This is a genomic window from Nonomuraea sp. NPDC005983 (genome assembly GCF_040614375.1).
In the GTDB taxonomy this organism is placed as follows: Bacteria; Actinomycetota; Actinomycetes; order Streptosporangiales; family Streptosporangiaceae; genus Nonomuraea.
Map to the genome: position 1 here is coordinate 1 of NZ_JBEXUP010000155.1, position 20,101 is coordinate 20,101.

General features: G+C 72.2%; 17 protein-coding genes. 11 read left to right on the forward strand and 6 right to left on the reverse strand.

Features of this window, described 5'->3' with window-relative positions:
- From ABZ297_RS39705 to ABZ297_RS39720, 4 genes are all read left to right on the forward strand, one after another.
- Positions 1 to 1,094: thiamine pyrophosphate-dependent enzyme (locus ABZ297_RS39705; protein WP_355357264.1), on the forward strand; the 1,094-nt coding region annotated here is incomplete at its 5' end.
- Positions 1,094 to 2,338, forward strand: coding sequence for a beta-ketoacyl-ACP synthase II (gene fabF, locus ABZ297_RS39710; protein ID WP_355357266.1), 1,245 nt, complete (start codon positions 1,094 to 1,096; stop codon positions 2,336 to 2,338). The genes ABZ297_RS39705 and fabF, both read left to right, overlap by 1 nt.
- A 35-nt stretch (positions 2,339 to 2,373) precedes the next feature.
- Positions 2,374 to 2,628, forward strand: a complete 255-nt coding sequence (locus ABZ297_RS39715; protein WP_350811085.1) for an acyl carrier protein — start codon at positions 2,374 to 2,376, stop codon at positions 2,626 to 2,628.
- A gap of 76 nt (positions 2,629 to 2,704) precedes the next feature.
- Positions 2,705 to 3,634 (forward strand): acyl-ACP desaturase, encoded by a 930-nt coding sequence (locus ABZ297_RS39720; RefSeq protein ID WP_355357268.1) that lies wholly within the window; start codon positions 2,705 to 2,707, stop codon positions 3,632 to 3,634.
- A gap of 54 nt (positions 3,635 to 3,688) precedes the next feature.
- On the opposite strand, the gene ABZ297_RS39725 is transcribed toward ABZ297_RS39720, so the two are convergent.
- On the reverse strand, positions 3,689 to 6,373 hold the full coding sequence (locus tag ABZ297_RS39725) for a LuxR C-terminal-related transcriptional regulator (RefSeq protein WP_355357270.1): 2,685 nt from the start codon (positions 6,371 to 6,373) through the stop codon (positions 3,689 to 3,691).
- 186 nt (positions 6,374 to 6,559) lie between these two features.
- Here ABZ297_RS39725 and ABZ297_RS39730 point away from each other — a divergent pair, with 186 nt between their 5' ends.
- Genes ABZ297_RS39730 through ABZ297_RS39750 form a run of 5 tightly spaced genes read left to right on the forward strand, consistent with a single transcriptional unit; the run spans position 6,560 to position 11,177 of the window.
- Positions 6,560 to 7,879, forward strand: a complete 1,320-nt coding sequence (locus tag ABZ297_RS39730) for a cation:proton antiporter (RefSeq protein ID WP_355357272.1) — start codon at positions 6,560 to 6,562, stop codon at positions 7,877 to 7,879.
- Between the two features lie 6 nt (positions 7,880 to 7,885).
- Positions 7,886 to 9,298: an aminotransferase class V-fold PLP-dependent enzyme gene (locus ABZ297_RS39735; protein ID WP_355357274.1), complete on the forward strand. Its 1,413-nt coding sequence runs from the start codon at positions 7,886 to 7,888 to the stop codon at positions 9,296 to 9,298.
- Positions 9,241 to 9,840, forward strand: coding sequence for a hypothetical protein (locus tag ABZ297_RS39740; protein WP_355357276.1), 600 nt, complete (start codon positions 9,241 to 9,243; stop codon positions 9,838 to 9,840). Before ABZ297_RS39735 ends, ABZ297_RS39740 begins: the two co-directional genes overlap by 58 nt.
- Positions 9,830 to 10,468 (forward strand): DUF6875 domain-containing protein, encoded by a 639-nt coding sequence (locus ABZ297_RS39745; protein WP_355357278.1) that lies wholly within the window; start codon positions 9,830 to 9,832, stop codon positions 10,466 to 10,468. The genes ABZ297_RS39740 and ABZ297_RS39745 overlap by 11 nt, the downstream gene beginning before the upstream one ends.
- Positions 10,469 to 10,508: 40 nt before the next feature.
- Positions 10,509 to 11,177 (forward strand): tetratricopeptide repeat protein, encoded by a 669-nt coding sequence (locus tag ABZ297_RS39750; protein ID WP_355357280.1) that lies wholly within the window; start codon positions 10,509 to 10,511, stop codon positions 11,175 to 11,177.
- Between the two features lie 97 nt (positions 11,178 to 11,274).
- Here the strand turns inward: ABZ297_RS39750 and ABZ297_RS39755 are convergent, their stop codons facing one another.
- Complete coding sequence (locus ABZ297_RS39755) at positions 11,275 to 12,336, reverse strand: glycerophosphodiester phosphodiesterase (RefSeq protein WP_355357282.1); 1,062 nt, start codon at positions 12,334 to 12,336, stop codon at positions 11,275 to 11,277.
- Between the two features lie 220 nt (positions 12,337 to 12,556).
- Here ABZ297_RS39755 and ABZ297_RS39760 point away from each other — a divergent pair, with 220 nt between their 5' ends.
- Both ABZ297_RS39760 and ABZ297_RS39765 read left to right on the forward strand, forming a co-directional pair.
- Positions 12,557 to 12,988, forward strand: a complete 432-nt coding sequence (locus ABZ297_RS39760) for a hypothetical protein (RefSeq protein ID WP_355357284.1) — start codon at positions 12,557 to 12,559, stop codon at positions 12,986 to 12,988.
- 62 nt (positions 12,989 to 13,050) lie between these two features.
- The gene (locus ABZ297_RS39765; protein WP_355357286.1) at positions 13,051 to 13,467 is read left to right on the forward strand and encodes a YchJ family metal-binding protein; all 417 of its coding nucleotides are present in this window, start codon (positions 13,051 to 13,053) and stop codon (positions 13,465 to 13,467) included.
- A 117-nt stretch (positions 13,468 to 13,584) separates the two neighbouring features.
- Here the strand turns inward: ABZ297_RS39765 and ABZ297_RS39770 are convergent, their stop codons facing one another.
- From ABZ297_RS39770 to ABZ297_RS39785, 4 genes are all read right to left on the reverse strand, one after another.
- Positions 13,585 to 15,030, reverse strand: coding sequence for an alpha/beta hydrolase (locus tag ABZ297_RS39770; protein WP_355357288.1), 1,446 nt, complete (start codon positions 15,028 to 15,030; stop codon positions 13,585 to 13,587).
- A gap of 145 nt (positions 15,031 to 15,175) precedes the next feature.
- A complete protein-coding gene (locus tag ABZ297_RS39775; RefSeq protein WP_355357290.1) occupies positions 15,176 to 17,680 on the reverse strand; it encodes a PEP/pyruvate-binding domain-containing protein in 2,505 nt (834 codons plus the stop codon).
- Positions 17,677 to 18,411, reverse strand: coding sequence for a TetR family transcriptional regulator (locus tag ABZ297_RS39780; protein ID WP_355357292.1), 735 nt, complete (start codon positions 18,409 to 18,411; stop codon positions 17,677 to 17,679). Before ABZ297_RS39780 ends, ABZ297_RS39775 begins: the two co-directional genes overlap by 4 nt.
- Before the next feature lie 155 nt (positions 18,412 to 18,566).
- Positions 18,567 to 20,101: tetratricopeptide repeat protein (locus ABZ297_RS39785; protein ID WP_355357294.1), on the reverse strand; the 1,535-nt coding region annotated here is incomplete at its 5' end.

The window sequence follows — 20,101 nt, forward strand, 5'->3', positions numbered from 1 at the left end:
TGGCCGCGCTGCGCGCTGCCCGCAGGCCGGTGCTGCTGGTCGGCGGCGGGATGCGGCACAGGAACGCCGACGGCGGCGTGGAGCGGCTGGCCGAACGGCTCGGCGCGCCGATCTTCACCACCGCGTCGGGACGCGGCTGCGTCGATGAGGACCATCCGCTGTTCTGCGGGCTGTCCGGCCTCTACGCCGCCGAGGAGACGCACCCGCTGTGGGCCGGCGCCGACCTGGTGGTGGCCCTGGGCAGCAGGTTGGAGGAGACCGCCACGTACAGCCCGGGATTCGTCCCGCGCGGCGTCCGCGTCGTGCAGGTGAACCTGGAGCCGTCGGAGGTGTCGGCCGAATGGCCGGGACCGGTGGTCGTCGGGGACGCCGGCGCGGCCGTGCGGGCGTGGCTGTCGGACCTGCCCGCCGACGGGCAAGGGGCGGATCCCGAGTGGACCGCCACCGCGAGGACCGGCCGCCGCGAAGCCGCCGACCGCGTCGCGGCCGAGCGGGACCGGGTGCGCGAGCTGCCCGGCATCCACCTCGCCGACCTGCTGCGCGTCATGGACGAGGTGCTGCCGGACAAGCGGATCCTGGTGCAGGAGAACGGCCTGCAGGACATGTGGACGTACTTCTACCCGCACTGGAGCTTCGGCGCGCAGGCCGACTCGATCGTGCCGTCGGAGCAGACGAGTCTCGGCTTCGGCGCCGTCGCCGCGGCGGGAGTCAAGCTCGCCGCCCCCGACCACGCGGTGGCCGCCTTCGTCGGCGACGGCGCGTTCGGCAAGCTGGGCGCCGACCTCGACGTCCTGATCGACGAGGGCATCGGCGTCCTGTACGTGGTGCTGGACAACGGCGGCTACGGCTGGCTGCAGGCCCAGCTCGACCACGGCAGCCAGGACTCGCGGTTCAGGTTCGTCCGCGATCCCGGCGTGACCGGCGGCGCCAGGCCCGGCCTGCACCACGTCGTGGTGGACGACAAGAGCCGGCTGGACAAGGAGCTGCGGCTGGCGGCCGAGGCCTGCGCCGCGGGCCGGGTGGCCGTCGTCGAGATACCGGTGCGGCTCGAGGACGTGCCCGCCGATCTCACCGAGATGGAGGGACAACACTGATGAGAACCTACGGACGGCGTGTCGTCATCACCGGTCAGGGCGTCATCTCGCCGGTCGGGCTGAGCGTCAACGACTTCTGGGACTCCCTGATGGCCGGCCGCAGCGGCGTGGGGCCGATCCAGTCCTTCGACGCGAGCGAGCTGCCCGTGCAGATCGCCGGCGAGGTGACCGGTTTCGACCCGCTCGACTACATGGTCCGGACGGTGAGCCGCCGCATCGACAAGTACGCGCAGTTCGCCGTCGCGGCGGCCATGCAGGCGGTCGAGAACTCCAAGATCATTATTGACGACGCCAACACGCACCGGGTCGGCGTCCTCATCGGCTCGGGGTACGGCCCCACCGCCCTGGTCCAGTCGGGCACGCTGACGCTGGACCAGCGCGGGCACCGCGGCCTGGCGCCGTGGCTGTCGGCGGCCACCTCGATCGACTGCGCCGCGGGCGAGGTCGCCCTCAGGCTGGGCGCCACCGGCCCGTCGGGCGCGGTCAGCACGGCCTGCGCGTCGGGCACCTCGGCGGTGGGCGAGGCCATGCGGATGATCCAGCGCGGCGACGTGGACGCGGTCATCGCCGGCGGCGCCGACAACTCGATCACCTCCTTCGACATCGGCTCGACCGCGATGTCCAGGGCGCTGTCGCGCCGCAACGACGACCCGCAGCGGGCCAGCCGTCCCTTCGACAAGAACAGGGACGGGTTCGTCATGGCCGCGGGCGCGGGCGCCCTCGTCCTGGAGGACGCGCACTCGGCCGAGCGCCGCGGCGCGCCCATCCTCGCCGAGGTCGTCGGCTACGGCGCGACCAGCGACGCCTACCACCCGACCGCGCCGCACCCGGAGGGGCTGGGAGCCCGCAGGGCCATGCAGCTCGCCCTGGACGACGCGGGCATCCCCGCCTCGGAGGTGGACCACATCAACGCCCACGGCACGAGCACCGTGCTGAACGACAGGACGGAGGCCGCGGCGATCCGCAAGGTGTTCGGCGCCCACGCCGAGAACATCCCGATCTCCGGGGTCAAGTCCATGACCGGGCACATGATCGGCGCCGCGGGCGCGGTCGAGCTGATCGCGACCGTCCAGGCGATCCTCACCGGCCACGTGCCGCCGACCATCAACTGCGACGACCCCGAGGACACCGGGCTGAACTTCGTCCCCCACAAGCCCCAGCAGCACGACGTCAGGGTGGCGGTGAGCAACTCGTTCGGCTTCGCCGGGCACAACGCCACCCTCGTCGTGCGGCGCTACGAGTGAATCCACTGATCGCAAACAACCGCAGGGAGAAAGAGATGAGCAAGGAAAGACTGCTGTCGGAGTTCGCCGAGATCGTCAGCGAGGTCGTCGGCCTGCCGGTCGGCGAGGTGCAGCCGGACAGCCACCTCCGTGACGACCTGGACATCGACTCGCTGTCGATGGTGGAGATCATGGTCGCCGTCGAGGAGAAGTTCGGCGTGGCGACCCCCGACGAGATCGCGGCCGACCTGGAGACCGTCGGCGCCGTCCTCGACCACATCGAGCAGAACCAGTCGGTGGGCGTGGCCTGACCCGGACGGCGGCGGGGACCACGTCCCCGCCGCCCCGGACCCCCTGTGAAGCTCCGACCAGCTGAAGGAGGAAACGGTGGAGCACGAGCAGAGCGTGAACCTGCTGCGGGAGCTCGAGCCGGTCGTGGCCGAGAACATGGACCGTCACCTCAAGGTGGTCCGTGACTGGCATCCGCACGACTACGTGCCCTGGAGCCAGGGACGCGACTTCGCGCTCCTCGGAGGCGAGGACTGGCGGCCCGAGGACACCAAGATCGACCCTGTGGCCCGCGCCTCGCTGATCGTGAACCTGCTGACGGAGGACAACCTGCCCGCCTACCACCACAACCTCGTCCTCGCCCTCGGGCCTGACGGCGCGTGGGGCCAGTGGATCTACCGCTGGACGGCGGAGGAGGCCAGGCACGCCATGACGCTGCGCGACTACCTCGTGGTGACGCGCGCCGTGGACCCCGTGGACCTGGAAAGCCGCCGCATGCAGCTCATGTCGTCGGGGCCCGCCCGCGAGCCCGTCGAGCTGCTGCCGAACGTGGTGTACACGGCGCTGCAGGAGCTCGCCACCCGGCTGTCGCACCGCAACACCGGCACGGCCACCGGGGACCCGATCGGCGAGCAGCTCCTGGCCCGCATCGCCGCCGACGAGAACCTGCACATGCTCTTCTACCGGAACCTGGTCGGCGCGGCGCTGGATCTGGCCCCCGACGAGACGATGGTGGCCATCACGGACGTCGTGCAGAACTTCGAGATGCCGGGGGCCGGGCAGCCGGGCTTCCGCCGCATGGCCGTGATGATCGCCCAGGGCGGCATCTACGACCTGCGGCTCCACCTGGACAAGGTCATCATGCCCATCCTGCGGCACTGGCAGGTCTTCGAGCGCACCGGTTTGTCCCCCCGCGGGGAGGCGGCGCGGGAGGAGCTCGCGTCGTTCCTCGGGCAGCTCGACGTCCAGGCGAGCCGCTTCGTCGAGCGCCGCGACGAGCGCAACGCGGCGGTCCTCAGCCGGGCCTGACGAGGGGGCGCCGCCGCCCCCTCCCCCCGAAGAGCGGGACACCGGCGGCGGCGTTCAGCCGGCTTTGACGAGCTCGGCCCGGTTGGAGACATTCAGCTTCCGGTAGATGCTCGTCAGGTGCAGCTCGACCGTCCGCTGCGAGACGAACAGCAGCTGCGCGATCTCCCTGTTCTTCTTCCCGTCCACGACCAGCTCGGCGACCCTGATCTCGGCGGGCGTCAGCGAGTCCCACCCCGTCTGCGCCCGCCTGCGCGGGCGCGCGCCGTGCTTGAGCAGTTCGGCGTGCGCGTGGTCGGCGAGCGCGGTGCCGCCGCAGTGCTGGCCGAGGTCCAGCCCGCGCCGCAGCATGTCGCGGGCCTCGACCTCCTGGTTCGCGTCCGCGAGCGCGGTGCCGAGACCGACGACGCTGCGGCCCAGCTCCAGCGCGGCGGGCGACCGCTCCAGGATCTCGACGGACTCGCGCAGCATCGCCACCCGCCTGTCCGGGTCGGACGTGAGCATGGCCAGGGCCCTCAGGCTGATGCCGAGGGACCTCCCCGCCGGCCATGACCGGGCGGCCCGGACCTGCTCGCGCGCCAGGGCCAGCGCCCGCTCCCGCTCGCCGAGCCGGTCCAGGGCGATCGCCGCGTGCGAGCGCCAGTCGCTGACCGCCGGGTTGAACACCCCCCAGCGGGCCAGCCGCTCCCCGCAGGCGAGCAGGTCGTCGACCCCCGCCCGGACGTGCCCGCACGCGATCCGCAGCCGCCCCCTGCTGTCGAGCAGGTGGTTGTACCGCCAGGTGAGCGGCAGCTCGTTGGGCAGCCCGGCCTGCCGCAGCAGCTCGTCGGCCTGCTCGTGCTCGCCGCGCTCCAGGAGCACGTCGATGAGCACCCCGAGATGATGGAAGATCATCGGCTCGGGCAGCCCGTCGGCGACGGCGTCGACCGCGGTGCGCGCGGCGGCCTCCGCCTGCCCGACGTCCCCTCTGTGCAGCGCGGCGTGCGACCTGATCGCGGCCAGCTCGGGCACCTGGACGGGCGGCGCATGCTGCTCGGCGTCGAGCAGGTGCCGTTCGACCGTGTCGAGCCGGTCGGCGTACAGCAGCGGCAGCAGGCCGAAGCTGGTCACCAGCGAGCCCGCCTCGATCAGCCGGTCGGTCGCGAGCGCCGCCCCGGCCTCGGCCGCCGACCGGTCGAGGTCGTCGCCCGCCCAGGCCAGCTGGGCCGCCAGCGCCGCCCGGGTGCCGCCGTCGTCGGCGGCCTTGATCGGCTCCTGGGGCCGCGACCCGCTCAGCATGCTCAGGATCAGCCGGTAGCCCCGCAGCCGCTCGCTGAGCGGCGGGTCGAGCCGGTCGATCAGTTCGACGTGCTCGTCCAGCACGGCGATGGCGCCGTCGAGGTCGCCCAGCGCCGCCGTGGCGAGCGCGAGATGCTGCCCGATGAGCGCGTGCTCCGCCGCCGTCCTGACCCCGGTGCTGGCGTTCCTGAGATGCCTGATCGAGGCGTGGTGGTCGTGCCCGCTGAGCGCGACGCCCAGCTGCAGCGTCAGCTTCACCCGGTGCGCGGGCGAGAGCGAGTTGCTGATCGCCCGCTGCATGCAGGCCGTGGCCTGCTCCAGGTATCCCATCGAGGTGAGCCGGACGGCCACGTCGCAGAGCAGGTCGGTGACCTCCGGGGCGGTGGTGGGGCCGGTGGCGAGCAGGTGCCGTCCGGTGAGCGGCGCGTCGGCGTCCCGCGCGGCCAGGAGTTTCGCGGCGGCGAGGTGGTAGCGGTTGCGCTCCTCGGCGCGCATGCAGCGGTACAGCGCCGTGCGCACGATCGGGTGGACGAAGGCGATGGTGCCTCCGGCGCGCAGCAGGCCCAGCTCGGTGAGCGACTGGATGGTGTTGGCGCACTCCGTGTCCTCGATGCCGCACAGCTCCCTGACCAGGGTCGGCCTGGCGTCACCGTCCAGGACGGCGAGGACCTTGGCGACGGTCAGCGAATGGGCCGAGTGGCGGGTGAGCCTGTCGGAGATGTAGCGCGCGATGCGCGGCGGCGCCAGCCCGGGGAGCAGCCCCGCGGACTCGTCGTCCGTGCCGATGCCCTCCAGGTTGAGCTGGCGGGCCAGGTCGTGCGCGAACCGCGGGTTGCCGCCCGTCAGCCGCCAGCACAGCGCGGTGAACTGCGGGCTGGCCGGCGTCGGCCGGTACCTCTCCAGGAGGCGGCCGACCTCCTCCTGACCCAGCGGGTTCAGGTGGATCTCGGTGTGGTTGAGCGTGTTGCGCAGCTCGTCATAGGCCTGCCGCGACGCAGGCAGCTCCCCTATCGGGACGGAAACCACCAGCAGTACCGGGATGCTGGATAACCTCCGCGCCAGGTGGGCCAGCCAGCCGAGCGAAAGGTCGTCGACACGGTGCACGTCGTCGACGACGAGCACCAGCGGCCCCTCCTCGGTGACCTGGCGGACCTGCTCGTACAGGACGGCGAACACATCGTCCCTCCCGGAGTCCGGAACGGATGGCGGCTGCTGCAGTTGGAGGAGCTCGCACACGGCGCCGAGGCCGGGCTGCGGGCGCCGGCGACCGCCGGAGGCGAACAGCACCTGGAGCCGTTTCCGCCTGGTGGCGGCGACCACATGGTTGAGCAGGGCGGTCTTCCCCGATCCCGCCCCTCCTTCGACGATCACCACAGCGGAGCGGCTCTCCTCCACGTCGCCGATGAGCCTGTCCAGCAGCTCGATCTCGGGCTCTCGGCCGAGCAGGGGCTGTGGGTCCTGCATGGCTTCCCCCATCTTCAACGGGCGCTTGTCGGCCAGTATCGCGACGGCCGGTGGGGGCCCGCTCAACGCGGATTCAGAGCGGTGCTAGAGGGCCCTTCCACAATGACTTCGGTCATCTCCTCGGTGGCAAACGGCGTGGCCGATGACAGCCTGGCTCTCGGTCACCCGAGTGGAGAGGTTGATTCCATGGCTCCCATTGCACCGATAGGAGCGCACGCGCTGCTCCTTCTCCTGCTGCAGATCGGGGTGCTGCTCCTGCTGGCACTCGCGCTGGGCCGGCTCGCGGTGCGGCTGAAGCTGCCCCCGGTGGTCGGCGAACTGACCGCCGGCGTCCTGCTCGGCCCGTCGCTGTTCTTCCAGGTCTCCCCCGACCTGTCAGCGTGGCTGATCCCGCACGAGGCCGAGCAGTTCCACATGCTGGACGCGGTGGGCCAGATCGGCGTGCTGCTGCTGGTCGGCATCACCGGCGCGCACCTGGACCTGAAGCTGATCCGCAGGCAGGGCACGGCGGCGGTGAAGGTCAGCGGGTTCGGGCTGGTGATCCCGCTCGGCCTGGGCGTCGCCACCGGCCTGCTGCTGCCGCAGGCGTTCACCGGAGGCAAGGACCAGACGGTGTTCGCCCTCTTCCTCGGCGTCGCCATGTGCGTCAGCGCGATCCCGGTGATCGCGAAGACGCTCATCGACATGAACCTCATGCACCGCAACATCGGCCAGCTGACGCTGACCGCGGGCATGGTGGACGACGCCTTCGGCTGGCTGATGCTCTCGGTCGTGTCGGCCATGGCCACCACCGGCCTGCACACCGGCAACGTGCTGCTGTCGCTGGCCTACCTGGCCGGCGTGCTCGTCTTCGCCGTCGTCATCGGCCGCCCGCTGGTGCGCAAGGTCTACCAGCTGGCGGCACGCTCCGCGGACGCCGTCCCGACGATCGCGAGCACGGTCGTGCTGATCCTGCTCGCCTCCGCGGGCAGCCACGCGCTCGGCCTCGAACCCATCTTCGGCGCCTTCGTCATGGGCGTGCTCATCAGCGCGTCGGGCAGGCCCGACCCGGCCAGGCTGGCGCCGCTGCGCACGGTCGTCCTCGCGGTGTTCGCCCCGATCTTCTTCGCCACCGCCGGCCTGCGCATGGACCTCACCGCGCTGGCCAGGCCGGACGTCCTGGGCTTCGCCGCGCTCATCCTGGCCATCGCGATCGCCGGCAAGTTCGCCGGCGCCTACCTGGGCGCCCTCACCAGCCGCCTGAACAAGTGGGAGGCGCTGGCCCTGGGCGCGGGGATGAACGCCCGCGGCGTCGTCGAGGTCATCGTCGCCATGGTCGGCCTGCGCCTGGGCGTCATCAGCACCGAGGTGTTCACCATCATCATCCTGGTCGCGGTCATCACCTCGGTCATCGCGCCGCCCATCCTGCGGGTCGCCATGTCCCGCGTGCAGCTCACCCCCGAGGAGGACGAGCGCAGGAAGGCCCACCTCGGGCTGGCCACGCCCGTCCTGGAAAGGGTGGGCTGAGCGGCGATGGACCTCCAGCACTGGTTGGGCCGCGCGGTCGAGGCGTCCGGCGAGTGGGCCGCGGAGTTCGCGCCCTTCACCCCGCACCCGTCGCACCACGTCGACGACGAGCGGTTCGGCGCGGCCTTCGCGGACCTCACCAAGCGCCTGCGCGACAACTACCCGTTCTTCCACCCGAGCTACGTGGGGCAGATGGTCAAGCCGCCGCACCCGGCGGCGGTGGTCGGCTACCTCGCCGCGATGCTCGTCAACCCGAACAACCACGCCCGCGAGGGCGGCCCCGCGACGGCCGACATGGAGCGCGAGGTGATCGCGGAGCTGGCCGCCATGTTCGGCTTCAGGCGACACCTCGGGCACCTCACGACCAGCGGGACTATGGGCAACCTCGAAGCGCTGTACGTCGCCCGCGAGAGCCATCCCGGCGCGGGCGTCGCCTACAGCGCCGACAGCCACTTCACCCACGCGCGGATGTGCCGCGTGCTCGGGATGGAGGGGCACGCCGTGCCCGTCGACCGGCACGGCCGGATGGACCTCGACGCGCTGGAGGACCTGCTGCGCCGGGAGCGCATCGGCACCGTCGTGCTGACGGCGGGGACGACCGGCACCGGCGCGGTCGACCCCGTCCACGAGGCGCTCGCGCTGAAGGCCCGGTTCGGCGTGCGCCTGCACGTGGACGCCGCCTACGGCGGCTTCTTCACGCTCCTGGCGGGCGAGGGGCTGTTCGACCGCCGCCCGTGGGACGCGATCGCGTTCTGCGACTCGGTCGTGGTCGACCCGCACAAGCACGGGCTGCAGCCCTACGGGTGCGGTGCCGTGCTGTTCCGCGACCCCCAGGTGGCCAGGCACTACCGGCACGACTCCCCCTACACCTACTTCACCCCCAGCGACCTGCACCTGGGCGAGATCAGCCTGGAGTGCTCGCGGGCGGGCGCCGCCGCGGCGGCGCTGTGGCTCACGCTCCGCCTGCTGCCCGCCACCCCCGAAGGGCTGGGGCAGGTGCTGCTGCCCGGCCTGAAGGCGGCCAGGCGCTGGGCGGACCTGCTCCGCGCCTCGCCGCACCTGACGCTGTACCAGCCGCCCGAGCTGGACATCGTCACCTACTTCCCGTCCGAGCCGACCCTGGCCGGCGTCGACGAGGCGACGGCCAGGGTGCTGAGCGACGGCATGGCCGGCCCCGACCCTGTCTACGTCAGCACCCTGCGGGTGGACGGTGACGCCCTCACCGAGCGCCACCCCTGGCTCGTGGCCGACGCCCCGAACGCCCGCATCCTGCGCAGTGTCCTGATCAAACCCGAGATCGGCGACTCCCTCGAACACCTGCATCAACGGCTTGAGGGGCTCGCCACCGGAAGGAGTCCCCGTTGTCCAGTCCCACCGTCCCCATCCGCCAGGCCACCGGTGCCGACGCCGAGCCGCTGATCGCGCTGCTGTCGGAGTCCTTCTTCGGGGACGCGCTGACGGTCTGGGCGTTCCCCGACCCCGACCGGCGCCGGCAGATCCTCCCTGACATGTTCCGGGCGTTCTTCGAGCTGTCGCTCTCCCAGGGCGGCGTGTTCACGACCGACGACCACGAAGCGGTCGTGCTCTCGGCCCCGCCGGGAGCGGGGGAACCCGGTGAGGAGTTCGCCGAGCGCCTGCGCGAGATCGCGGGCGAGTACGCCGACGCGCTGATGACCATCGTCGACCTCCAGGACGCGCACCACCCCGCCTCGCCCCGGCACCTGTACCTGGGCTTCGGCGCGGTGGCGGCGCACCGGCAGCGGACCGGCCTGGGCGCGGAGCTGATGCGGCACGTGCTGGAGAGCTGCGACCGCGACGGCACCCCCGCCTACCTGGAGGCCAGCTCCGCGGGCGGGGAGGCGCTGTCGCGCGGCTTCGGGTTCGAGCCCCACGGGCCCGAGATCTTCATCCCCGGTGGCCCGGGGTTGCGTCCGATGTGGCGGGACCCGTATGAGGTCTGAGCCACGCCTGTGGTCCGCCGCCGAGGTGTCGGCGGGCTTCGACCATCCGCGGCTGCCCGAGCTGCGGAAGATCCTCGACTGGAGCAGGGAGTTCCTCACCCAGGGCCATCCCGAGCTCGGCCGGCACGGGCCCGTCTGCCCGTTCAGCGCCCCCTCGCTGCGGCGCGACCTGTTCTACCTGGCCGTCCAGGAGGACGTGGCGGACATCGACTCGACGGCCGAGGTACTGTCGGCGTTCCGGACGCGGTTCCAGGAGCTGGCCGCCACGTTGCCGTCCGCCAGCAGGGAGCTGCTGACGTTCATCGTGATCCTTCCGGACTTCGACCACGACGACTCCACGGAGTTGGACGCGTTGCAGCGGCGGCTGAAGGAGGAGCACGTCTCCGACGGGCTCATGATCGGCCAGTTCCACCCCACCTGCGCCGAGCCGGGGCTGTGGAACCAGGACTTCCGCCCGCTGCGCTCGCCCGTCCCGCTGCTGGCGATCCGCACGATGCTCGCGTTCGACCTGCCCTTCCTCTGGGACGAGGCCTGCCACCTGGACTCCTATCTGGAACGCTTCGCCCCGGACATCCCCGCCAGGATAAGGTCGCGCATGATCGACAGAATCGTCCCCGCGGGCCGGTAACGTTCCGGCGCGGCGCGGAAACCCGAGGGACGGAGCGGGCATGAGCACGGACTCACGAATCGAACAGGCCAGGCTGCTCTACGAGCGCGCGGTCTTCGGCGGCGACGCCGGCGCGCTGGAGACCGCCGAGCGGGAGCTGGACGCGGTCGAGGCCGACCTCGCTCTGGCCCGGGGCCGGGTCGCGCACGCGCGCTTCCTCGAAGGGCAGCAGGAGGACCCCGGCGAGCCGGCCGCGTTCGACCGCGCGGCCCAGCTCTACCAGCGGCTCGGCGACGTGCGCGGCGAGGCCGAGTCGCTGTTCTGGATCGGCGCCTTCCACCAGGTGGTGCGGCACGACCACGACGCCGCGGTGCCCGTGCTCGAGCGCTCCCGCGAGCTGGCCGCCCAGGCCGGCGACCTGCTGACGCTCTCCTACGCGCTGCGCCACCTGGGCATCGCGGCGCACGTCGCCGGGCGGCTGGACACGGCGCGCGAGCGGCTGGAGGAGTCGGTGCGGCTGCGCAGAGAGCTGGGCTTCCTGCCCGGCGTGGCCGCGAACCTCGTCGGGCTCGCCTACATCGCCGCCGGTCAGGGCCGCCGCGACGACGCGCTGGCGCTGGTCGAGGAGGCGGGCGCGGTCGCCGAGGCGAGCGGCGCGCTGGGGATCGCGCGCTCGGTCGAGGAGGCGCGCGAGCACCTGCGGACGTCCGACGCCCCGCCACCTCCGTGACCTCGCGGGACGTCAGCCGTCCATCGCCGGCGGCCCCTCCACGACCGCCACGTGGGAGCGGCGCGTACAGGGGCCGGTGCGGGGTGCTGTCAGAGGGTCACGGCTTGAGCGTGTACTGCTTGGGGAGCTTGAGGCCGCGGGCGGCCATGATCTGGCGGAGACGGTCGGGGTAGTCGGTGATGACGCCGTCCACGCCGTCGTCCATGAGCTTGTCGATGGTGGCCTCGTCGTCGATGGTCCACGGGATGACCTTGAGGCCGAGCGCGTGCGCCTGGTCCACCATGTCCTTGGTGACGTACGCCTGGTAGCCGGGGTCGGTCACCTTGCCGTTCTGCGGGAACCCGTGCACGGGCGAGAAGGCGTCCGCGCCGAACGACTTGATCGCCTTGAGCGGGTCGCCGCCGAAGTCGTCGATGTCGATGCCGCCGAGCCACGGCGACGCGCCCGGCTTGCCGGTCTGCAGGAAGTCGCGGTTGGTCAGGGCGACGAGCGGCAGCTTCGGCTCGACCTCGCGCATTCGCATGAGCGCGCCCCAGTCGAAGCTCTGGATGGTGACCTGCCGCAGCAGCCCGGCGCGCCTGATCTCCTGGGCCGTCACCTGGACGAACTGCTCGCGCGGCGCGGTCTCCTGCGGCGCGCCCGCCTCGACCTTGGTCTCGACGTTGAGCATGACGCCGCGGGCGTGGTAGCGGTTGACCAGGTCGAAGACCTCGCGGAGGGTCGCCATCTCGGTTCCGGGCACCGCCCGCTGGCCGGGGAAGTCCGGCAGGGTGAGCGAGCCGCAGTCCATGGTCCTGACCTGGGCCAGCGTGAGCGTGTTGAGGTACTTGCCGACGTAGGGGAACTCGGGGTCGCCAGGAGTCGCGGGCGCGGTGTCACGGCACTTCGTGCCGCTGACGCGCCGGTCGTGGGTGACGACGGCCTGGCCGTCCTCGGTGATCTGCACGTCCAGTTCCAGCGTGCTGACGCCGAGCTCCAGCGCGTTGGCGAAGGCGGGCAGGGTGCTCTCCACCACGAGCCCGAGCCCGCCTCGGTGGGCCTGGAGGTCGAAGGTGTGACGGGAGTTGTCGTGGATCTCGTCCGCGCTCGCCGTCCCGGTGAGCGCCGCGAGCGCGGCAGTGAAGATCGCGGCCGCCGTGACCACGCGCCATCTGTTCATGACCGACAAGATCGGACGTGATCAAGGACGGTGGCGGTACGAAAGGCGTGCGTGAGACGAAAGTTACGTGAGTCCTCAGTGCGGGCTCTCGGGCCAGTTTCCTAACCTTAGTCGCCCTGACGGGCCCACCGTTGGCGAGAGTCCGGCGTCCACTTCTGGGCGAATTGTGGTAAATGCGGTCCGGTGAGAAGATGAAAGAGCGATGCCTACGGATCTCACTGTGATTATCAATGATCAGCCGGGTGAGCTGGCCCGCCTCGGGGAGGTCACCGGCCAGGTCGGCGTGAACATCCAGGGCCTCGCCGCGTTCACGGGTGAGGGCAAGGGCGTCGTGCACGTGCTCGTCGACGACTCCGCCACGACCAGGTGCCGGGAGGCGCTCGAAGGCGCGGGGATGGGGATCGCCGACGAGCGCCCCGTCCTGGTGGTGGACATCGACGATCGGCCGGGGACGCTCGGCGAGCTGACCAGGCAACTCGCCGACGCGAACGTCAACATCGACCTCGCCTACACGACCTTCGGCGGCGTCCGGATCGTCATCGCCACCGACGACCTGGACAACGCCAACGCGGCCCTCGACTGGTCGACAGACCTGCGGACGGCCCGGCACGAGGGGGCGGGCACCCCCAGCATCTGGGACCAACCGGCCTGACTCACGCGAGCGCGGGCGCGCTGCGGGAGCAGCCCGCTGCGTGACGCGGGAGAATGGACGGCATGTCCCGACCTCGTCCCCGTCCCGCCTCATCGCCGGCCGGTGCGGCCTGCCCGTGCGGCCTGCCCAGCGCGTACGCCGAGTGCTGCGGGCGGTTCCACGCCGGCCAGGCCGCCCCGACGGCCGAGGCGCTGATGCGCTCCCGCTACACCGCGTTCGCCCTCACGGACGAGGCCTACCTGCTGCGCACCTGGCACCCCCGCACCCGCCCGTCCCGCGTCGACTTCGAACCCGGAATGCGCTGGACCGGCCTGGACATCGAGGGCACCTCCGGCGGAACCCCCTTCCACACCGAAGGCACCGTCACCTTCCGCGCCCGCTACGTGCACGAGGGGCGCCCCGGCGAACTGCGCGAACAGAGCCGGTTCGCCCGGCACGAGGGCGCCTGGGTCTACCTCGACGCCGTCTTCACCGCCTGACCCGCAGGCCGTTCAGACGCCCCCGCTGCACCGCCTGACCCGCGGGCCGTTCGGGCGACCTCGCTGCACGGCCTGCCCCGCAGACCGTCACGCGGCGCCGGGCTGAGCCGCACGCCGTCAGGCGGCGCGGCAGGTCGTCCCCGCTGCGGGGAGGCGTCCGGTGATCAGGTAGCGGTCGATGTGCTCGGTCGCGCAGGCGGACCTCCGATAGGCGGTGTGCCCCATGCCGTCGTAGACCAGCAGGCCCGAGTCGCGGATGTGCGCCGACAGGCTGCGGGCCCAGCGCAGCGGCGTCGCCGGGTCATGGGTGTTGCCGACGACCAGGATCGGCGGGGCGCCGTGCACGTCCACCGGCCGCTGCGGGTTCGTCGGAGCCAGCGGCCAGCCGAGGCAGCCGGTCGTCATGTCCCAGAACTCCGAGGTGCCCTTCATGTGCGGTGACAGCTTGCGGATCTTGTTCAGCCGAACACGCAGGTCGCGGTGGTCGCGGATCTGCGGGTCGATGTCCAGGCAGAGGATCGACCGGTACGCGGCGGTGCTCGCCGGATCGTCCAGCGCCTGCCCGCGCATCGTCGCGAAGAGCGCCGCGTCCCCCTTCTCGGCCTGGACGACGCCGGTGGCCAGGCCGCCGGCGTACTCGGGCGACAGGGTGAGGAAGACGTAGGCGACGTAGCGGAGCTCCTCGGCGGTCATGGGACGTCCGCCCTTCACCGGGATGGGGTCGCGTTCGGCCCGCGCCACCAGGTCATCCCACACCCGCCCGACGTCGCGGCCGTGGAGCGCGCAGGCCGCCGTGCGGTCGCACCAGGAGGCGAACTGCTCGAAGGAGTCCTCCACGGCGACGGTCGCGTCGGTGACCATCCGGTCCGAGGTCATCCCGTGGTCGACGGCGCCGTCCAGGGCCATGGTGCGCACCCGTCCGGGGAAGAGCCGCGCGTACTCCGTCCCGAGCATGGTGCCGTACGACTTGCCGAGAAAGCTCACCTTCGTCTCGCCCAGCGCGGCCCGCACCGCGTCGAAGTCGCGGGCGACGCTGGTGGTGTCGATGTGGCGAAGCAGCGGGCCCGTGCCGGTCAGGCAGCTCTCGCCGACCGCTCTGTTGTGCGCGACCAGCCGGTCGTACTCGGCGGGCGTGCGGGGGTACTGGCTGATCGCGGGGTCGTGAACCGGCAGCCCGCAGCGTACGGCGCCGCTCTCGCCGACCCCGCGCGGGTCGATGCCCACGATGTCGAAGCGGCGGCGCAGGTCGTCGGAGAAGGTCTCGGACGGGTAGTCGCGGACGATCAGCACCGCCTGGCCGCCCGGGCCGCCGGGGTTGAAGAACAGGGTGCCGGCTCGGGCAGCGGGATCGGTGGCCGGGCGCCGCACGACGGACAGCCTGGTCTTCGGCCCGGACGGGACGTCCCAGTCGACGGGCACCTCGATGGTGCCGCACTCGGCCGCGGGCTGCTCGGCGCACCGCTGCCACGAGATGGAGGTGTCGGCCAGCGCCGGCTCGACGGCGATCAGACCAGGCAGGACGGCCGTCGCCGCGAGCAGCGAGGCCGCGAGGGAGCGATTCATGAGATTTCATGATCTTGCCGCGCGGCGGCCGGTCCATCGGCCGAAAGTACACCCGTCATCGGCCGGATGTCCCTTCCGCGACGGTCTCAGAAGCTGACCAGCCGGTGTTCGAGCGCCACGGCCACCGGCTCGGGCAGGGGGACGGTCATCCGGTCGCCTCGGGCGCCAGCAGCTCGACGGTGCCCCGCTCCCCGTCGACCCGGACGCGGTCGCCGTCACGCAGCCGCATGGTGGCGTTGCCCGTCCCGACGACGGCGGGGATGCCCAGCTCACGGGCGACGATCGAGGCGTGCGACAGCGGCGCCCCCATGTCGGTCACGACCGCGGCGGCGCGCGGGAACATCGGGGTCCAGCCGACGTTGGTGAGCGTCGTCACCAGGATGTCGCCGTGCCCGAGCCGGTCGCCGTCCTCCGGGTTGGAGATCACGCGGACGACGCCCTCCACGACGCCGGGAGCGCCGGGGAAGCCGGTGACGGTGTCGCTGACGGGGGCCACGCCGCCGCGCGGGTCGTACAGGTCGCTCCGCCTGCCGGGGTCGGCGGCCCAGCGCACCGGGTCGAAGTGGCCGACGATCAGCGTCGGGTACGGCGGGAGGGCCGCGTACTGCTCGAAGGTGGCGCGGCGCACGGCGACCTGCCGCAGCGGCTGGTCCGAGCCGCGCAGCACGTCCAGGATCTCGTCCAGGTACAGGAAGAACAGGTCGTCGCCGTGCCCGGTCAGCTCGCCGGCGCGGGCCACGAACGCCCGCAGCACCCAGAACGCGCGCATCACCTCCGAGCGGGTCGATTCCCGGTCGCGGACGACCCCGTTCCACCGCGCGACCCTGGCCCGCATCCGGGCCTGCTTGCGCGGGTAGCGGCGGGCGAAGCGGGCCCACGCCTCGTCGCGGGCCTTGCGCTGGCGGGCGAGCAGCGCCTCGGTGTCGGCGCGCAGGTCGCGCAGGCCGGCGAGCTGCGCGTCGATCCAGGCGGGGTCCTCCCCCGGCCGCGGGATCGACACCTCGAACTCGTGCGGGCCGCGATGACCGTAGGAGCGGGCGAAGTCCTCACGGGTGATCTCGCCTCGGGCCAGCCTCGTCAACCCCATGACGGGGCCGAGGCTGGCCAGTTCGCCGTCGGAGTTGACGCCGGTGAGCATGGCCTCGGCGTCGACGTCCCCCATCATCTTGCGCAGTTTGTCGCGGGTGAAGACGAGCGTGGCGCCGCCCTGGCGGCCCGCGGCCTCCAGGACGCGGCACGCCGTGACGAGGTGCGGCTCGATCTCGCTCGCCCACAGGGCGGCCAGTTCGGGGCCGGTCGCGGTGGCGGCGATCCGGTCGCGCAGCTCCTCGCAGCGCCGCTGGGCGGTGGCCAGGAAGGGGCGCATGACCTTGAGGTTGGTGCGGACCCGCCGCTGGATGCGGACGGCCAGCGGGATGGTCCGCCGGATGATCTCCCAGCGGGAGATGTCCACGCCGGGCACGTCCAGGCCGGGCGGCAACTTGCCGAAGACCTGCTCGACCGCGCCGAGCCTGCCCTGCATGCCGAGCGCCTTGGCGATCGAGAAGGTGATGCTCAGGTTCATGTAGAAGCGCCCGCCGACGTTGCCCACCAGGTCGAAGCCGGGCAGCGCGGACGCCGACATCGCCTCGTGGATGAACATGCGGACGAACGACCAGGTGGCGGGGGTCATCACGTCGGGGATGGCCTCGCCGAGGTTGCCACCGGTCCACAGGTAGAAGCCGTTGCGGCTGTCGTTCCACTCCTCGACCTGCTGCTTGAGGCCGGTGATCGGGCGGGCCTGGACGATCGCGAACGCGCCGTCGCGCCTGGCCCACTCGACGTCCATCGGGGTCCCGTACAGGTCCTGGATGCGCGCGCCGATCGCGGCGAGCTGCTCCGCCTGCGCGGAGTCGAGGACGGGCTCGCCGCGCCGCTCCTGCGGGACAGGCTCCTCGCGGGTGCCGTCGGCGGTGCGGACCGTCATCACGGCCTTGTCGCCCACCCGCGCCTCGGTGACCTTTCCTGACGTGACCACGATCGTGTCGGGGGTGACCTGGCCGCCGACGACGGCCTCGCCCAGGCCCCACGAGGCGTTGACGACGGTCTCGTCCCTGGCGCCGGTCACGGGGTTGGCGGTGAACATGATGCCGGCGGCGTCGGCGTCGACCAGTTCCTGGACGACCACGGCCAGCGCGACGTCGTCCTGCGGCACCCCGTTCTGCTCGCGGTAGGCGATGGCGCGGGCGTTCCAGAGCGAGGCCCAGCAGCGCCTGACCGCGTCGAGTAGCGTGTCGCCCCTGACGTTGAGGTAGGTGTCCTGCTGTCCGGCGAAGGACATGTCGGGCAGGTCCTCGGCGGTGGCGGACGACCGCACGGCCACCGCCGCACCGCCCAGCCGGTCGTAGGCGTCGCGGATGTCGGCGGCGAGCTCGGCGGGCACGTCGTGCTCGGCGAACAGGGCCGCGATGCGCTCGGCGTCGCCGGCGGACGCGGCTTCCAGGATCTGGTCGCGGAAGCCGGCCACGAACAGCCGGTAGGCCTCGGTGGTGATGTGGAACCCGCCGGGGACCGGCAGCCCGGCCCTGGTCAGCCTGGCCAGGGAGGCACCCTTGCCACCCACGGTCGCCAGGTCGGCGGCGGCATCGTCGAGAGGGAGGACAACCCTCACGTCACACGCTCCTTTGAGGGGTCGCCCCCTAGAGAGACCGCCAGCTTCCGCTGCGCGATCTCCTCGACGGTCTCGAGGTAGTCGAGGGTGGCCTCGGCGATGGCGCGGGCGTCGTCGTCGGTGGGCGTTCCCTCCGTGCTGATGGCGCGGTCGCCGGTGTCGGCGAGCAGCTCGACGAGCCGGTCGTCGGGGACGCGCGCGGACTCCGGCAGGACGCTCTGCGCCACCAGGAACCCGTACACGACCGAGCCGAGGATCGCCTCGCGCTCGACCGGAGTGCGGTCCGGGCGGAGTGCGCCCCGCTTGTCAAGTTCGCCGAGATAGTCCTGGAACGCTTCCAGCGGCAGATCTCTCGTTCTGCCCCGCTTCTGCCGGGCGAGCTTGCCGAGCACCTCGGTGTCGCCCACCAGCAGCGCCCTCATCAGCGGCCTGCGCAGCATCGCCGCGGACAGCTCCGCGAGCAGGGCCCGCAGCGTGGCGGGGGCCTGCGCGCGGACCTCGCCCAGCATGCGCACGCGCTCGCGGCGCAGCAACGCGGCGAACAGCGCGTCGCGGGTCTTCCAGTGCAGGTAGATCGTGCCCTTGGCGACCCCGGCCTGTTTGGCGACGTCGTCGATCGTCGTCTTGTCGTAGCCCCAGCGCAGGATCAGCTCCGCGGCGGCGTCGAGAATCCGGTGCGCCCGCTCCAGCTGGCGCGCGGGATCCTGCGGCGGCCTGCCGACCTTGGCCATCAGTCTCACCTCAAATGTTTGACCCGATGAGACTATGCGGTCAGTAAATTAAGCGCAAGTTCACCAGCCGGAGGAACGCCGGTCATCGCCACGACCGCGAGGGGCACGCCGTTGACCTGGGCGTGCCCCTCGCGGGTCGTCGTTCGGGTGCCGTCCTAGGCCAGCTTCTCCAGCAGCGCCTCGGCCTCCGGGGCGAAGGTGGCGTCGCCCGTCGCCACGGCGGTTTCCAGCATGCGCCTGGCCAGGGTGACGTCGCCGTGGGCATGGCGGATCTCGCCCAGCCGGTACGCGGCCTCCGCCACGAGTTCGGGCTGATCCGTCAGGCTCAGCGTGAGCTCGTAGAACTTCAGCGCGCCGTCCCTGTCGCCCAGCCAGTAGCACAGCTCGCCCAGGTGGGCCGCCGCCATGCCCGACTCACTGTCGCCCGAGTCGATGACCCGCTGGTACCAGGTGAGCGCCTCGGGGAAGTCGCGGCGGCGCTTGGCCAGCGCGCCCAGGTACATCGCCGCGAGGGCGCTGACGTGCCCTTCTGCCGCGTCCACCGCCTGCATGTACCACTGGCGGGCCTGGGTCTCGTTCTCGTCGTGGTGGGTGTGGCCGAGCGCCACCATGGCCCGCGCCGCGAGCTCCGGGTCGTCGCCGTTGACCACCCGCAGGTAGACCTCCCGCCCCTCCGCCACCTCGCCGGCGTTGACCAGCGCCTGGGCCAGGACGGTGAGCGCGGTGGGCTCGCCGCTCTCGGCCGCCGCCCTGAGCGTGCGCAGCGACGCCTCGGTGTCGCCCTGGCGCTCCTGCAACATGCCCAGCAGGCTGCCGAACACCGACTGGACGGGGCTGTCGGCGTCGCCCGCCTGCCGTTCGGCGACGCTGTAGAACGCCTCGGCGTCGCCTTGCTCGTCAAGCAGCGTCAGCAGCCTGCCGCCGGCGACGAACCGGACGTCCGGGTCCTCGTGCTCGTTCAGCCGCTCGTAGATCGCGCGGGCCTCGGCCGTGTCCCCGAGCTCCGCGAGGCGCTCTGCGACGTCCAGCTCGATGAACGGGCCCGAGCCCGCCAGCTCGTAGTAGGCGCGGACGGCGGCGGCGTCGTCGCAGATCCCGCCCAGCTCCTTGGCCCTGTCGGCGGCGTGCTCGCCCATCAGCGACAGGATCTGCACGGCCAGCCCGTGCTCGTCCCGCTCGTAGGCCTGATAGGCGAGCGCGGACAGGTTGTCGACCGCCGTCTGCGCCAGGACGGTCTCGGTGGCCGCGGCGGCGGCGAACGCCTCGGCGGCGCCGAGCGGGTCGCCGTCCTCGTGCAGCCAGCAGCCCAGGTGGATGCCGCCTCTGGCCACGGCGTCCGGCTCGCCGGACTCCACGGCCCAGCGCGCCTCCTGCACGGCGGCGGCCGTGTCGCCCTGCGCGTGCAGCGCCTGGGCCAGGTCGGTCCGCATGCTGGGCGTCGTGTCGGGGAAGCCGACGTCGATGCCCTTGCGGTACATCAGCACCGCGCCCGCCAGGTCGCCCACGGCCTTGCACGCGTCGCCCCACACCCAGTAGGCCATCGCCACGGTCTCGGGGTCGCCGGTGCTGACGGCCTGGTCCGCCTCCGCGGCGACGGCCTCATAGTCCTGCTGCTGGAGCAGGTGCACCAGCAGGTGGCGCAGGCAGTCGAGGTCGCCCCGCGCGGCGCCCTCGGTGAGCGCCTCGCGGG

Coding starts and splice junctions, on each gene's coding strand:
- ABZ297_RS39725 (WP_355357270.1), bottom strand. CDS start 6,373: ATGCAGGACCCACAGCCCCTGCTCGGCCGAGAGCCCGAGATCGAGCTG.
- ABZ297_RS39750 (WP_355357280.1), top strand. CDS start 10,509: ATGAGCACGGACTCACGAATCGAACAGGCCAGGCTGCTCTACGAGCGC.
- ABZ297_RS39780 (WP_355357292.1), bottom strand. CDS start 18,411: ATGGCCAAGGTCGGCAGGCCGCCGCAGGATCCCGCGCGCCAGCTGGAG.
- ABZ297_RS39735 (WP_355357274.1), top strand. CDS start 7,886: ATGGACCTCCAGCACTGGTTGGGCCGCGCGGTCGAGGCGTCCGGCGAG.
- ABZ297_RS39755 (WP_355357282.1), bottom strand. CDS start 12,336: ATGAACAGATGGCGCGTGGTCACGGCGGCCGCGATCTTCACTGCCGCG.
- ABZ297_RS39765 (WP_355357286.1), top strand. CDS start 13,051: ATGTCCCGACCTCGTCCCCGTCCCGCCTCATCGCCGGCCGGTGCGGCC.
- ABZ297_RS39745 (WP_355357278.1), top strand. CDS start 9,830: ATGAGGTCTGAGCCACGCCTGTGGTCCGCCGCCGAGGTGTCGGCGGGC.
- ABZ297_RS39715 (WP_350811085.1), top strand. CDS start 2,374: ATGAGCAAGGAAAGACTGCTGTCGGAGTTCGCCGAGATCGTCAGCGAG.
- ABZ297_RS39770 (WP_355357288.1), bottom strand. CDS start 15,030: ATGAATCGCTCCCTCGCGGCCTCGCTGCTCGCGGCGACGGCCGTCCTG.
- ABZ297_RS39730 (WP_355357272.1), top strand. CDS start 6,560: ATGGCTCCCATTGCACCGATAGGAGCGCACGCGCTGCTCCTTCTCCTG.
- fabF (WP_355357266.1), top strand. CDS start 1,094: ATGAGAACCTACGGACGGCGTGTCGTCATCACCGGTCAGGGCGTCATC.